The organism is Kosakonia sp. H02 (assembly GCA_030704225.1).
Taxonomy (GTDB): domain Bacteria; phylum Pseudomonadota; class Gammaproteobacteria; order Enterobacterales; family Enterobacteriaceae; genus Kosakonia.
Genome location: CP131915.1, coordinates 1,431,497 through 1,445,868, shown reverse-complemented (window position 1 = coordinate 1,445,868; position 14,372 = coordinate 1,431,497). Strand labels below are relative to the sequence as shown.

13 protein-coding genes are annotated in these 14,372 nt (G+C 54.4%); 5 read left to right on the top strand and 8 right to left on the bottom strand.

The window, feature by feature from the left end:
* Positions 1-6: 6 nt before the first annotated feature.
* Together cbrC and yieH are read right to left on the bottom strand one after the other, a co-directional pair.
* On the bottom strand, positions 7-594 hold the full coding sequence (cbrC, locus tag Q5705_06845; protein ID WLI78263.1) for a PF03691 family colicin E2 tolerance protein CbrC: 588 nt from the start codon (positions 592-594) through the stop codon (positions 7-9).
* Between the two features lie 25 nt (positions 595-619).
* Entirely contained in the window at positions 620-1,285 is a 666-nt protein-coding gene (gene yieH, locus Q5705_06840; GenBank protein ID WLI78262.1) for a 6-phosphogluconate phosphatase, read from the bottom strand.
* A 167-nt stretch (positions 1,286-1,452) separates the two neighbouring features.
* Here yieH and Q5705_06835 point away from each other — a divergent pair, with 167 nt between their 5' ends.
* On the top strand, positions 1,453-2,790 hold the full coding sequence (locus Q5705_06835) for an NCS2 family permease (GenBank protein ID WLI78261.1): 1,338 nt from the start codon (positions 1,453-1,455) through the stop codon (positions 2,788-2,790).
* Positions 2,791-2,822: 32 nt separating this feature from the next.
* Here Q5705_06835 and Q5705_06830 read toward each other — a convergent pair whose 3' ends face one another.
* The 6 genes from Q5705_06830 to rpmH form a co-directional block, all read right to left on the bottom strand.
* A complete protein-coding gene (locus Q5705_06830; GenBank protein ID WLI78260.1) occupies positions 2,823-3,569 on the bottom strand; it encodes a hypothetical protein in 747 nt (248 codons plus the stop codon).
* 210 nt (positions 3,570-3,779) lie between these two features.
* On the bottom strand, positions 3,780-5,144 hold the full coding sequence (gene mnmE, locus Q5705_06825; protein ID WLI78259.1) for a tRNA uridine-5-carboxymethylaminomethyl(34) synthesis GTPase MnmE: 1,365 nt from the start codon (positions 5,142-5,144) through the stop codon (positions 3,780-3,782).
* A gap of 105 nt (positions 5,145-5,249) precedes the next feature.
* Positions 5,250-6,896: a membrane protein insertase YidC gene (gene yidC / locus Q5705_06820; GenBank protein WLI78258.1), complete on the bottom strand. Its 1,647-nt coding sequence runs from the start codon at positions 6,894-6,896 to the stop codon at positions 5,250-5,252.
* A gap of 2 nt (positions 6,897-6,898) precedes the next feature.
* Positions 6,899-7,156 (bottom strand): membrane protein insertion efficiency factor YidD, encoded by a 258-nt coding sequence (gene yidD, locus Q5705_06815; GenBank protein WLI78257.1) that lies wholly within the window; start codon positions 7,154-7,156, stop codon positions 6,899-6,901.
* The gene (gene rnpA / locus Q5705_06810; protein ID WLI78256.1) at positions 7,120-7,479 is read right to left on the bottom strand and encodes a ribonuclease P protein component; all 360 of its coding nucleotides are present in this window, start codon (positions 7,477-7,479) and stop codon (positions 7,120-7,122) included. The genes yidD and rnpA overlap by 37 nt, the downstream gene beginning before the upstream one ends.
* A 17-nt stretch (positions 7,480-7,496) precedes the next feature.
* The gene (gene rpmH / locus Q5705_06805; GenBank protein ID WLI78255.1) at positions 7,497-7,637 is read right to left on the bottom strand and encodes a 50S ribosomal protein L34; all 141 of its coding nucleotides are present in this window, start codon (positions 7,635-7,637) and stop codon (positions 7,497-7,499) included.
* 603 nt (positions 7,638-8,240) lie between these two features.
* On the opposite strand from rpmH, the gene dnaA reads away from it, so the two are divergent.
* Genes dnaA through gyrB form a run of 4 tightly spaced genes read left to right on the top strand, consistent with a single transcriptional unit; the run spans position 8,241 to position 14,259 of the window.
* Positions 8,241-9,638, top strand: coding sequence for a chromosomal replication initiator protein DnaA (gene dnaA / locus Q5705_06800; protein WLI78254.1), 1,398 nt, complete (start codon positions 8,241-8,243; stop codon positions 9,636-9,638).
* 4 nt (positions 9,639-9,642) lie between these two features.
* Positions 9,643-10,743 carry a DNA polymerase III subunit beta gene (dnaN, locus tag Q5705_06795; protein WLI78253.1) on the top strand — a complete coding sequence of 367 codons (1,101 nt, stop codon included), beginning with the start codon at positions 9,643-9,645 and terminating at the stop codon, positions 10,741-10,743.
* Positions 10,743-11,816, top strand: a complete 1,074-nt coding sequence (recF, locus tag Q5705_06790; protein WLI78252.1) for a DNA replication/repair protein RecF — start codon at positions 10,743-10,745, stop codon at positions 11,814-11,816. Before dnaN ends, recF begins: the two co-directional genes overlap by 1 nt.
* Positions 11,817-11,844: 28 nt before the next feature.
* The gene (gyrB, locus tag Q5705_06785) at positions 11,845-14,259 is read left to right on the top strand and encodes a DNA topoisomerase (ATP-hydrolyzing) subunit B (GenBank protein ID WLI78251.1); all 2,415 of its coding nucleotides are present in this window, start codon (positions 11,845-11,847) and stop codon (positions 14,257-14,259) included.
* Positions 14,260-14,372 lie beyond the last annotated feature (113 nt).

The window sequence follows — 14,372 nt, the reverse complement described above, 5'->3', positions numbered from 1 at the left end:
CAACGGTCAGGAAAAATCTGCCCACAGGCGCAGCTTCCCACAATGCAAGCAGCGGAAGAGATAGCCCTGGCAGTCGCCGCCATCGCGCAGATATTCCGGTAGCTTCTGGTAATCCACACCGAATGCCTGGCAATCCGCTTGCAGATCGACAAACTGATCGAGTTTATCGGCAATTTCCGCCCAGCCGACATAGCCAACAAATGCGCAAAAATCGTTGCAGTGTGCCAGCCAGTACTCCTGCTGCCATCCGCAGTAGCCGGGCGTGCGCTGCGTCAGCTCGGTTAAGCTGGCTTCTGACCACGGATTTTTGATGCCGGTAAACTCGCCTTCTTCGTCGAATTCACTCTCCACACCCTCAATACTGCAATCATCCTGAAAACTCCCGCTAAATTTCGTCGCCGCCGAACCATCGGCTATACACCAGGGGCAGAGGGTATCGACATCCTCTGTGGTATAGAAAGGATTGGTGTAATACACGCTGGTTGACTGCGCACAACAGGCACAAGTCACGGTTTTGGCTTCTGAAAAAACGCCCGTTTCCAGGGGCTGCGGGTGGTATTTAAATACCGGTAGAGGGCGACTGTTCTGTTCCATAAAAACATCCTGTTTAAAGGTTAGATTAACGCGTAACGGACCACCCGCGTGCGCGCCACAGCTCCGGCAACTGCGCTAAATCAGTGAACGTCGTCACTTTCGGGTGATCAATAGGCAAGTTATGCGGATCGGCGCAGAAATAAAAGACTTCCATTCCTGCCGCAATGCCTGATTGTGCTCCGGCGGTGGAATCATCCACCAGAATGCAATTTGCCGGAGAAACATTCAGCGCCTGTGCTGCATGGTACATTAACGCCGGATCGGGCTTCCAGCGCTGGATGTCATAGCCGCTAAACAGTTTGTCAGGAAAGTGGTGCAGCATCCCAAGTTTTCCCAACGAGTGCTGCATTTTGCTGACCGGACCGTTAGAGACAACACACATTGGCACGCTGACTGCGTCCAGTAATGCATTCGCGCCGGCAATAACTTCCAGCTCGCTATCAAACAGACGCGCGACTTCTGCGCGATAGACGGGTTCCAGCGCCGCCTTATCCAGCTTTTTACCGTGCTCCTCGCCGATAACATCAATAATCTCGTACAGTTTCATGCCTTTAAAACGCTTAAACACCTCTTCCAGATCCAGCGAGATGCCAAATTCCGCAAACATATGCACGTAGGCGCGGGAACAAATTACTTCACTGTCGACCAGGGTGCCGTCACAGTCGAAAAAGATCGCTTCAATGGGGGACATGCCATTTCCTGTTATTGCAAGTTTACCGTTTACTTAACGCAGATTGCGGGACGCAATCGTTGCCGTATAAGCAAATTCAATGAAAAAAAGTGAGTGATAAGCGTCAACATTGTCTCATTTTGGTATAGGATAGCGACGAATTTTCCCTCCTATTCCGGAAATTGATAATGAGCCAACAACAGACTTCCCAGGCCTCAAACCAGGGATTGCTCGACCGCGTGTTTAAATTGCGCGAGCACGGTACAACGGCACGTACCGAAGTAATCGCCGGTTTCACGACGTTTTTGACGATGGTGTATATCGTTTTTGTTAACCCCCAGATTCTGGGCGTCGCCGGGATGGATACCAGCGCAGTATTTGTGACCACCTGTCTGATTGCTGCCTTCGGGAGTATTTTGATGGGGCTTTTTGCCAACCTGCCGGTGGCGCTGGCACCGGCAATGGGCCTGAACGCCTTCTTCGCGTTCGTTGTCGTTGGCGCAATGGGGCTTTCCTGGCAAATCGGTATGGGCGCAATATTCTGGGGCGCTGTCGGTCTGCTGCTGCTGACCATTTTCCGCGTGCGTTACTGGATGATTGCCAATATCCCGGTCAGCCTGCGCGTCGGCATCACCAGCGGTATCGGTCTGTTTATCGGCATGATGGGCCTGAAAAACGCGGGCGTGATTGTGCCGAACAAAGATACGCTGGTTAGCATTGGTAACTTAACCTCACACAGCGTGCTGCTGGGCGTTCTTGGTTTCTTCATCATCGCCATTCTGGCGTCGCGTAATATCCACGCCGCCGTGCTGGTCTCCATTGTGGTGACGACGCTTTTGGGCTGGCTGCTGGGCGATGTGCAATATCACGGCATTGTTTCCGCGCCGCCAAGCGTGGCAACCGTCGTCGGCAATGTAGATCTGGCTGGCTCGTTCAATATCGGTCTGGCGGGCGTTATCTTCTCGTTTATGCTGGTGAACCTGTTCGACTCCTCCGGTACGCTGATTGGCGTGACCGATAAAGCCGGGCTGGTGGACGAAAACGGCAAATTCCCGCGGATGAAGCAGGCGCTGTTTGTCGACAGTATCTCCTCAGTGGCCGGTTCCTTTATCGGCACCTCTTCAGTGACGGCGTATATCGAATCGTCTTCCGGCGTTTCCGTAGGTGGTCGCACTGGCCTGACGGCCGTCGTGGTCGGTCTGTTGTTCCTGCTGGTTATCTTCCTGTCGCCGCTGGCGGGCATGGTTCCGGCTTACGCTGCTGCGGGTGCGCTGATTTACGTGGGCGTATTGATGACATCCAGCCTTGCGCGTGTGAAATGGGAAGATATGACAGAAGCGGTACCGGCGTTTATCACCGCCGTGATGATGCCGTTTAGCTTCTCCATTACCGAGGGTATCGCGCTGGGCTTTATCTCCTACTGCGTGATGAAAATCGGTACCGGCCGCCTGCGCGACCTCAGCCCGTGCGTCATTGTGGTGGCGGTGCTGTTCCTGCTGAAAATCGTCTTTATCGACGCGCATTAATATCTTTTCCCTCTCCCGGCCGGGGGAGGGATTCACTCATTTAGCGTTAACGCTTTTTCCGCAGGCAGGCTGGTGAAGCGCATCAGGCGGGAAGCCGGATCGTTAGCGCGCGTTTGCACATCCGCAAGATAGCGCCACCCTTTCTGGCTATCGAATTCCCAGATGCGCAGGCTTTCAATGGCCGGTGCCACCGCGACCGACCAAATCAGCACATCTTCGGCATCACACATCACTTCTACCCGTGCATGCTGTGCGACACGAAGCCGCCCGGAGCCGGGTAACAATTGAAGCCGCGCGGGATCGTCCTGCATTTGGTGGATCAGTTTCATCACGCTCTGACGCAGCGTCACGATCTGGGTTTGCGCTTCGTTAGGATCGTTTTGGTTATTGATCCACAACTGTTCGTTATTGGTGAAAACGTGCTTTTGCCCGTGCGGGCTATGAAAGCTTCGCGTTGCGCGTTGCAATTCCATATCGAGGCCGCATTCGCCTTCGGTCGTAATGGCGGCGCCAACCATATTTCCGGCATACGCCAGTGAGAAGTTCGGCAAGCTGTCATCGGTGAATTTCGGTCGTCCACCAGGCTCAATCTCAATCTCCGGCAGTTCGCTGACGCCATACAGCATAAACATCATTTCAGCGAGTAAAGCCCGGGAAGCCAGAAAACGGGAACGGCGGTGTTCAGGAAGCTGGCGGGCAGTGTCGTGGCAGGCCAGAGGTAGCCGGGTTGAGACGAGATGTCCTTCTGACAGGATCCCTCTTGCAAAATGTGTCGCCATTTTTCGCTCCGTGATAATGGTCTGCGTTAATCGAATCGATAAATAACATTATCGCCCATAGTGACCAGGTTTTAATGCGGAAATTCGCATCTGAAAAGTCCTAAGGGATGATCTTTACACTTTCTTTTGCTAATAGGGAACACTTTAGGAAAATCCGCTGTGATAAGGCAAAGCGGACGTTAAAACGCCCGCCCACAGCCGAATGAGCGATTATTTGCCGATACAGAAGCTTGAGAAAATCCTGCCCAGCAAATCATCGGAGGTAAACGCGCCGGTGATTTCGCTTAAGTTCTGTTGCGCCAGGCGCAGCTCTTCGGCCAGCAGTTCGCCCGCCCAGGCACCCAGTAACTGCGCTTTGCCCTGTTGCAGGTGCTCCGCTGCCGTTTCCAGCGCCTGAAGATGGCGACGGCGCGCCAGGAAGCCGCCTTCCATGCTGGTATCAAAACCCATGCTCTGCTTGAGATGCTGGCGCAGAACATCAACGCCTTCGCTGGTACGTGCTGAAAGCCGCACAAGTGAGTGATTATTCACTTCGCTGATGCCTGGCTGTTCACCCGTGACATCCGCTTTGTTGCGTACCACGGTAATCGGCAGTTTTGCCGGTAAACGGGCGATAAAATCGGGCCAGATTTCCGCCGGATCGACCGCATCCGTGGTGGTGCCATCGACCATAAACAGCACGCGATCTGCCTGCTCAATCTCCTGCCAGGCGCGCTCAATACCGATACGCTCTACTTCGTCGCTGGCTTCGCGCAGTCCAGCGGTATCGATGATATGCAGCGGCATACCGTCGATATGAATATGCTCACGCAGTACATCGCGGGTGGTCCCGGCGATATCCGTGACAATGGCCGCTTCGCGCCCGGCCAGCGCATTCAGCAGGCTGGATTTACCGGCGTTAGGACGACCGGCAATCACCACTTTCATCCCTTCACGCAGCAGGCTGCCCTGACGCGCTTCGGCGCGAACCGCGTCGAGATCGGTGATGACATCGTTAAGCTGGGCTTCGATTTTGCCATCGGAGAGAAAATCGATTTCTTCGTCCGGGAAGTCGATCGCTGCTTCGACGTAGATGCGCAGGTGAGTAAGTGCTTCCACCAGATGATTGACGCGGGCGGAGAATGCGCCCTGCAATGAGTTCAGCGCGGAACGCGCCGCCTGCTCAGAGCTGGCATCAATCAAGTCGGCAATGGCTTCCGCCTGCGCCAGGTCGAGCTTATCGTTAAGAAACGCGCGCTCGGAAAACTCCCCAGGCCTCGCAATACGCAACCCCGGCAGCGTCAGAATGCGTTTTAGCAGCAGATCGAGGATCACCGGGCCGCCGTGACCTTGCAGTTCCAGCACGTCTTCGCCGGTAAAGGAGTTGGGGCCGGGGAACCACAGCGCAATGCCCTGATCCAGCGCGGTGCCGTCGACGTCCAGGAATGGCAGATAGTCGGCGTAACGCGGTTTAGGCAGTTTGCCCAGCACCGCCTGCGCCACGTCCCGCGCTTTCGTGCCAGAGATACGCAGAATGCCCACACCGCCGCGTCCTGGTGGGGTAGCCTGGGCGACGATAGTGTCGTTGTGGCTCATGGTTTATTTTCCAAAATCTCAAAATAAGAAAGGCGGTCAGTTGACCGCCCTTTGTTTGTTATTCCTTTTGCCGGGTGGCGCTTCGCTTACCCGGCCTACAGCGTATCAGGAGCTTTTCTTCTCGCGGCTATGTAAACCACGTTTCTCCAGACCACGGTAAATCAGCTGCTGCTGAAGAATGGTCACCAGGTTGCTGACGATGTAGTACAGCACCAGACCTGACGGGAACCACAGGAAGAACACCGTGAAGATGACCGGCATAAAGGTCATGATCTTCTGCTGCATCGGGTCGGTCACGGTGGTCGGCGACATCTTCTGAATGAAGAACATCGTTACGCCCATCAGGATCGGCAGGATGTAGTACGGGTCTTGTGCGGACAAGTCATGGATCCACAGGGCGAACGGCGCATGGCGAAGTTCAACGGAGCCCATCAGCATGTAGTACAGCGCCAGGAAGATTGGCATCTGAATGATCAGCGGGAAGCAGCCGCCCAGCGGGTTCACTTTCTCCGCTTTGTACATCGCCATCATTTCCTGGCTCATGCGCTGCTTGTCGTCACCCAGGCGCTCACGCATTGCCTGAATTTTCGGTTGCAGCATGCGCATTTTCGCCATGGAGGTGTACTGCGCCTTGGTCAGCGGGTACATGATGCCACGCACGATAAAGGTGATTGCGATGATGGAGAAGCCCCAGTTGCCCAGGAAGCTATGGATCCATTTCAGCAATTTGAACAGCGGCTGAGAGATAAACCACAACCAGCCGTAATCGACGGTCAGATCCAGGTGAGGCGCTGCCGCAGCCATTTTGTCCTGAATTTCCGGGCCAACCCACAGGGTGCTGTTCAACATGCCAGTCTGGCCTGCCGCAATTTTAACCGGCTGAGATTTATAGCCGATTGCCGCAACGCCATTACCCAGATTGCTGGTATAGAAGTTGTTCGTACCGTCGTTGCGTGGGATCCACGCCGTGGCGAAATACTGTTGCAGCATCGCAACCCAGCCACCGTTGGCGCTGATGTTCAGGTTTTCGTTATCGGCGATGGTGTCGAACTTGTATTTCTCATACTTCTCGTCAGGCGTGGAGTACGCAGCACCGCGGAAAGTATGCAGCGCAAAGTTGCTGCTACCGGTATCACGGTGAGACGGCAGATTAATGGTCTGCTTCAACTGACCGAAAGAGGCCACTTGCAGTTCTGTTGCACCGGCGTTATGCACGCTATAGCCGACATTCACCGCATATTCGCCGCGTTTCAGCGTGAAAGTCTTGGTGAAGGTGTTGCCTGCGGCATCGGTATAGGTCAGCGGAATAGCCAACTCGTTCTGGCCGTCTGCCAGTACAAACGCATCTTTATCCACGTTATACAGCGGACGTGGGCCGTTAGCCGGATTATCCGGGCCGTTCGGACCCGTCAGGCCGCTTTGCGCCTGGTAGATAAACTCAGGTGTGGTTTCCAGTAACTGGAACGGCTCGCTGGCACCCAGCTCTTTCGGGTACGTTGGGAGCAGTGCCTGCTCAACATCACCACCACGGGTGTTGATGGTCAGCTCAAGCACATCGGTTTTAACCGTTATCAGTTTCCCCTGGCCACTGGCCGGAACGCCCTGGTCGGCTGCGTTACCCGCTGCGGTGGTCGTAGTCTGCGTGGTCTGCTGCTGCGCCGGAGGAGGATTTTGTTCCTTCTCCCACGTTTGCCAGATCATGAAAGACACGAACAACAAAGCGATGATAAAAAGATTGCGTTGCGAATCCATCGTTAGTGTTCTCTGGTTTTAGAAGGTCCTGGCGGGACGGGATCGTCTCCACCCGGGTGTAAAGGGTGGCATTTTAATACGCGTTTCACTGTCAACCAACTGCCTTTTATCACTCCAAACCTGCGCAATGCCTCAATTCCATAGTGAGAGCAGGTAGGGGTGAAACGGCAGTGCGGCCCGAGTAGCGGACTAATCAGGCGTTGGTAAACCCGAATAAGGGCTATCAGGACCCTTGAGCCAGGCGACAATGGCGACGCCATAATTTTTCCAACGCTTCCGAGAGAGCACGGTTATCGAGGTCGGCAACCCCTTTCTTTGCCACCACCACAAAATCCATTGCCGGCAGTTCATGCTGGCGTAAACGGAAACTTTCACGCGTCAGACGTTTAATCCGATTGCGTTCATGGGCGCGTTTGACGTTTTTCTTGGCGACGGTAAGACCGATACGGGGATGCCCCAGCGAATTTAGGCGGCCGAGGATGGTGATTTGCGGCGTGCCAGCCCGTTGTGGCTGCTGGAAGACGAAAGTGAAATGAGTGGGAGTTAACAAACGTAACTCCCTGGGAAAAGCGAGCTTAACCACTCAGGGGTTAGCTTTTATTACTTGGAAACGGTCAGACGTGCGCGGCCTTTAGCGCGACGACGAGCCAGAACCTGGCGACCATTTTTAGTAGCCATACGAGCACGGAAGCCGTGAGAACGGTTGCGCTTCAGTACAGACGGTTGAAAAGTGCGTTTCATGGCGGTTTCTACCTAAACTTGAATAAATTCACTGACTTTTGCGTATGCCCGAACGGAAATCGAACGACTGGCGCGCAAGCCATGGGTAATAAAGAGGCCGGATTGTAATAATTGTACACTCCGGAGTCAATTCTCTTTCCTTATAGCGCACGCATTTTCGCACAGATCTGCGCGAAAAATAAGCAGTATTCGACGCCTGAAAAAGAGCAAGACGCGCCGGGGGCTGAATTATACGGAGCAAATGGCAAAGAGCAAGGATCCGCCGGGATCTTCATTAGATCGTTTAAGCAATATTTCCTCATTACTCATTAAATTTTCCAATATGCGGCGTAAATCGTCCCGCACCTGCGTCTGGATCGTTTACACTTACCCGGTTCCAACTCGCCCTGTGGATAAATCGTGAAGAATCTGTGAGAAACAGAAGATCTCTGCCGCGGTTTACGCTATGATCCGCGGTCCCGATCGCGATCCAGGATCGTTTAAGGGCAAAAACCGTAAAGAGCGGTTCGCACGTCACCCAGTTGGGTCTTATCGACGTGTGTCAAAAAAGATTAATGTCTCTGTCTTTATTATTTATCGATTTACGTTCGAGTGGAGTCCGCCGTGTCACTTTCGCTTTGGCAGCAGTGTCTTGCCCGATTGCAGGATGAGTTACCAGCCACAGAATTCAGTATGTGGATACGCCCGTTGCAGGCGGAACTGAGCGATAACACGCTGGCTTTGTATGCGCCAAACCGTTTTGTGCTCGATTGGGTAAGGGATAAATACCTCAATAATATCAATGGGCTGCTAAACGATTTCTGCGGAACGGACGCCCCGCAGCTGCGTTTCGAAGTGGGCACACGCCCGGTCAGCCAAACCCTGAAAGAACCTGCCACCGTTGCTGCGCCCGCGCAGGCGGCACAGGTCGTTGTGCAACGTGTAGCGCCTACCGTGCGCCCTGGCTGGGACAATGTTCCGGCTCCGGCGGAACCGACCTACCGCTCAAACGTAAACATCAAACATACCTTTGATAATTTTGTCGAAGGTAAATCCAACCAGTTAGCCCGTGCGGCGGCTCGCCAGGTGGCAGACAACCCCGGCGGCGCGTATAACCCGCTCTTTTTATATGGCGGAACCGGTCTCGGTAAAACGCACCTGCTGCATGCGGTAGGAAACGGCATTGTGGCGCGAAAGCCGAACGCCAAAGTGGTGTATATGCACTCCGAACGTTTTGTCCAGGACATGGTAAAAGCCCTGCAAAACAATGCGATCGAAGAGTTTAAACGCTACTACCGCTCCGTTGACGCGCTGCTGATTGACGATATTCAATTCTTTGCTAATAAAGAACGATCCCAGGAAGAATTTTTCCATACCTTCAACGCCCTGCTGGAAGGCAATCAGCAGATCATTCTCACTTCGGATCGTTATCCGAAAGAGATTAACGGCGTCGAGGATCGTCTGAAATCCCGCTTCGGCTGGGGCTTAACGGTGGCGATCGAGCCGCCGGAGCTGGAAACCCGCGTAGCGATCCTGATGAAAAAAGCTGACGAAAACGACATTCGTCTGCCGGGCGAAGTGGCTTTCTTTATTGCCAAGCGTCTGCGCTCGAATGTGCGTGAGCTGGAAGGGGCGCTGAACCGCGTTATCGCCAATGCCAACTTCACCGGGCGCGCTATTACTATTGATTTCGTGCGTGAAGCGCTGCGCGATCTGCTGGCGCTACAGGAAAAGCTGGTCACCATCGACAACATCCAAAAGACGGTGGCGGAGTATTACAAAATCAAAGTCGCCGATCTGCTGTCAAAGCGGCGTTCCCGTTCGGTAGCTCGCCCGCGCCAGATGGCGATGGCGCTGGCAAAGGAGTTGACCAACCACAGCCTGCCGGAAATCGGCGATGCTTTTGGCGGTCGCGACCACACTACCGTGCTGCACGCCTGCCGTAAGATTGAGCAGCTGCGTGAAGAAAGCCATGATATCAAAGAAGATTTTTCCAATTTAATCCGAACTCTCTCTTCGTGACGCTATGAAATTTACCGTTGAACGTGAACATTTATTAAAGCCGCTGCAACAAGTTAGCGGCCCGCTGGGTGGACGCCCGACGTTGCCTATCCTCGGTAATCTGCTGCTTCAGGTTACTGAAGGCGCGCTGTCGCTGACCGGCACCGATCTTGAAATGGAAATGGTCGCACGCGTTGCGCTTGCCCAGCCGCACGATCAGGGCGCGACGACCGTACCGGCGCGTAAGTTTTTCGACATCTGTCGCGGTCTGCCGGAAGGCGCGGAAATCGCGGTGCAGCTTGAAGGCGAACGCATGTTGATTCGCTCCGGGCGCAGCCGTTTCTCCCTTTCAACCTTGCCTGCGGCGGATTTCCCGAACCTGGATGACTGGCAGAGCGAAGTCGAGTTCACGCTGCCGCAGGCAACGATGAAGCGCCTGATCGAAGCGACGCAGTTTTCTATGGCACATCAGGATGTGCGTTATTACTTAAACGGCATGCTGTTTGAAACCGAAGGTGAAGAGCTGCGCACCGTGGCGACTGACGGTCACCGTCTGGCGGTCTGTTCCATGCCGATTGGCCAGGCGCTGCCGAACCATTCGGTGATCGTGCCGCGTAAAGGCGTGATTGAATTAATGCGCATGCTCGACGGCGGTGATTCGCCGCTGCGTGTGCAGATCGGCAGTAACAACATTCGCGCACACGTTGGCGATTTTATCTTTACCTCCAAGCTGGTTGATGGCCGTTTCCCGGATTATCGCCGCGTATTGCCGAAGAACCCGGACAAAACGCTGGAAGCTGGCTGTGATTCCCTGAAGCAGGCTTTTGCCCGCGCCGCGATCCTCTCCAACGAGAAATTCCGCGGTGTGCGTCTGTATGTCAGCGAGAACCAGATCAAAATCACCGCCAACAACCCGGAGCAGGAAGAAGCGGAAGAGTTTCTCGATGTCACCTACGGCGGCAGTGAAATGGAAATCGGCTTTAACGTCAGCTACGTGCTGGACGTGTTGAATGCGCTGAAATGCGAAAACGTGCGCATTCTGCTGACCGACTCCGTTTCCAGCGTACAGATTGAAGATGCAGCCAGCCAAAGTGCGGCTTACGTAGTCATGCCAATGAGACTGTAATGGCGCTAACCCGCTTGCTGATCCGCGACTTTCGCAATATTGAAAGCGCGGATCTCGCCTTATCTCCCGGCTTTAATTTCCTGGTTGGTGCCAACGGCAGCGGTAAAACCAGCGTGCTGGAAGCGATCTATACGCTTGGTCACGGCCGGGCGTTTCGCAGTTTGCAAATTGGCCGCGTGATCCGCCATGAGCAAGAGTCGTTTGTCCTGCACGGGCGTTTGCAGGGTGAAGAGCGGGAAACTGCAATCGGCCTGACCAAAGATAAGCTCGGCGATAGCAAAGTGCGTATCGACGGCACCGACGGCCATAAAGTGGCGGAGCTCGCGCTGCTAATGCCGATGCAACTGATTACGCCCGAGGGGTTTACTTTACTCAACGGCGGCCCCAAATACAGAAGAGCATTCCTTGATTGGGGATGCTTCCACAACGAAGCCGGGTTTTTTACCGCCTGGAGCAATCTCAAACGGCTGTTAAAACAGCGTAACGCCGCATTGCGCCAGGTGAGCCATTACGGGCAATTGCGCCCGTGGGATAAAGAGCTTGTTCCGCTGGCGGAGCAAATCAGCCGCTGGCGTGCCGAATACAGCGCCGCCATTGCCGAAGATATGGCCGATACCTGCCAGCAATTTTTGCCGGAGTTCTCTCTTACCTTCTCTTTTCAGCGCGGCTGGGAAAAAGAGACGGATTATGGCGAGGTGCTGGAGCGCAATTTTGAGCGCGACCGCATGCTGACCTACACCGCGCACGGCCCACATAAAGCGGATTTCCGCATTCGTGCGGATGGCGCGCCGGTAGAAGACACGCTCTCGCGCGGGCAGTTAAAACTCCTGATGTGTGCGCTGCGCCTGGCGCAGGGGGAATTTTTAACGCGCGAAAGCGGGCGACGCTGTTTATACCTGATAGATGATTTTGCCTCGGAGCTTGATGACGAAAAGCGCGGGCTATTAGCCAGCCGGTTAAAAGCCACGCAGTCACAAGTTTTCGTCAGCGCCATTAGCGCTGATCACGTGATGGACATGTCGGACAAAAATTCGAAGATGTTCACCGTGGAAAAGGGTAAAATAACGGATTAACCCAAGATTAAATGAGCGAGAAACGTTGATGTCGAATTCTTATGACTCCTCCAGTATCAAAGTCCTGAAAGGGCTGGATGCGGTACGTAAGCGCCCGGGTATGTATATCGGCGATACGGATGACGGCACCGGTCTGCACCATATGGTATTCGAGGTGGTAGATAACGCTATCGACGAAGCGCTCGCAGGGTACTGTAAAGATATTGTCGTCACCATCCATAGCGATAACTCTGTCTCCGTACAGGATGACGGGCGTGGTATTCCGACCGGTATTCACCCGGAAGAGGGTGTTTCAGCGGCCGAAGTGATCATGACCGTGCTGCACGCGGGCGGTAAATTCGATGACAACTCCTATAAAGTTTCCGGTGGTCTGCACGGTGTCGGCGTTTCTGTCGTTAACGCCCTGTCGCAGAAACTGGAGCTGGTTATCCAGCGCGATAACAAAGTTCACCGTCAGATTTATGCCCACGGCGTGCCGCAGGCTCCGCTGGAAGTGACGGGTGAAACTGACAAAACCGGTACGATGGTACGTTTCTGGCCAAGCTACGAAACCTTCACCAACGTAGTTGAATTTGAATATGAAATTCTGGCGAAACGCCTGCGTGAGCTCTCCTTCCTGAACTCTGGCGTTTCCATTCGCCTGCGCGACAAGCGCGACGGCAAAGAAGACCATTTCCACTACGAGGGCGGCATCAAGGCGTTTGTTGAATACCTCAACAAAAACAAAACGCCGATCCACCCGAACATCTTCTACTTCTCCACCGAAAAAGACGGTATTGGCGTAGAAGTCGCGTTGCAGTGGAACGATGGTTTCCAGGAAAACATCTACTGCTTTACCAACAACATTCCACAGCGCGATGGCGGTACTCACCTCGCGGGTTTCCGTGCGGCGATGACCCGTACGCTGAACGCCTATATGGATAAAGAAGGCTACAGCAAAAAAGCCAAAGTCAGCGCCACCGGTGACGATGCCCGTGAAGGCCTGATTGCGGTGGTGTCGGTGAAAGTGCCGGACCCGAAATTCTCCTCGCAGACCAAAGACAAGCTGGTCTCTTCTGAGGTGAAAACGGCGGTTGAACAGCAGATGAACGAACTGCTGGCCGAATACCTGCTGGAAAACCCGTCAGACGCAAAAATTGTGGTCGGTAAGATTATCGATGCGGCGCGTGCCCGTGAAGCGGCGCGTAAAGCCCGTGAAATGACCCGTCGTAAAGGCGCGCTGGACCTGGCTGGTCTGCCGGGCAAACTGGCGGATTGCCAGGAGCGCGACCCGGCGCTGTCCGAACTCTACTTAGTGGAAGGGGACTCGGCGGGCGGTTCTGCGAAGCAGGGCCGTAACCGTAAGAACCAGGCGATTCTGCCGCTGAAAGGTAAAATCCTCAACGTTGAGAAAGCGCGTTTCGACAAGATGCTCTCTTCCCAGGAAGTGGCAACGCTTATCACCGCGCTGGGCTGCGGCATTGGCCGTGATGAGTACAACCCGGACAAACTGCGTTATCACAGCATCATTATCATGACCGATGCGGACGTCGATGGTTCGCACATCCGTACGCTGCTGCTGACTTTCTTCTACCGTCAGATGCCGGAAATTGTTGAGCGCGGGCACGTGTATATCGCGCAGCCGCCGCTGTACAAAGTGAAGAAAGGCAAGCAAGAACAGTACATTAAAGATGACGATGCGATGGATCAGTATCAAATCTCTATCGCACTGGATGGCGCAACCCTGCACACCACCGAAGGCGCACCGGCACTGCAAGGTGAAGCGCTGGAGAAAATGGTGTCTGAGTACAACGCCGTGCAGAAAATGATTGGCCGCATGGAGCGCCGTTTCCCGCGCGCGCTGCTGAAAGAACTGGTTTATCAACCGACACTGGCGGAAGCCGATCTCAGCAGCGAACAGGCGGTGACCCGCTGGGTTTCTCAACTGGTGACGGTGCTGAACGAGAACGAAGCGCACGGCAGCACGTGGAAATACGATATTCATGAAAACACCGCGCTGAGTCAGTTCGAGCCGGTTATTCGCGTGCGCACTCACGGTGTCGATACGGATTATCCGCTCGATCACGAGTTTGTGACCGGTGGCGAATACCGTCGTCTCTGCGCCCTTGGCGAGAAACTGCGTGGTCTGATTGAAGATGATGCCTTTATCGAACGCGGCGAGCGCCGCCAGCCGGTAGCCAGCTTTGAGCAGGCGCTGGACTGGCTGGTGAAAGAGTCCCGTCGTGGTCTTTCCATTCAGCGTTATAAAGGTCTGGGCGAAATGAACCCGGAGCAGCTGTGGGAAACCACTATGGATCCGGAAAGCCGTCGTATGCTGCGCGTCACCGTAAAAGATGCGATTGCCGCCGATCAGCTGTTCACCACGTTAATGGGCGATGCAGTTGAACCGCGCCGCGCCTTTATCGAAGAGAACGCCCTGAAAGCGGCGAATATCGATATTTAATCGTCCTCCCGGCCGGTTTAATGTAGGCCGGGTAAACGTAGTGCCACCCGGCGAAAATTGCCTGATGGCGCTTCGCTTATCAGGCCTACGCGTACTTTCTGCATTAAAAAGGG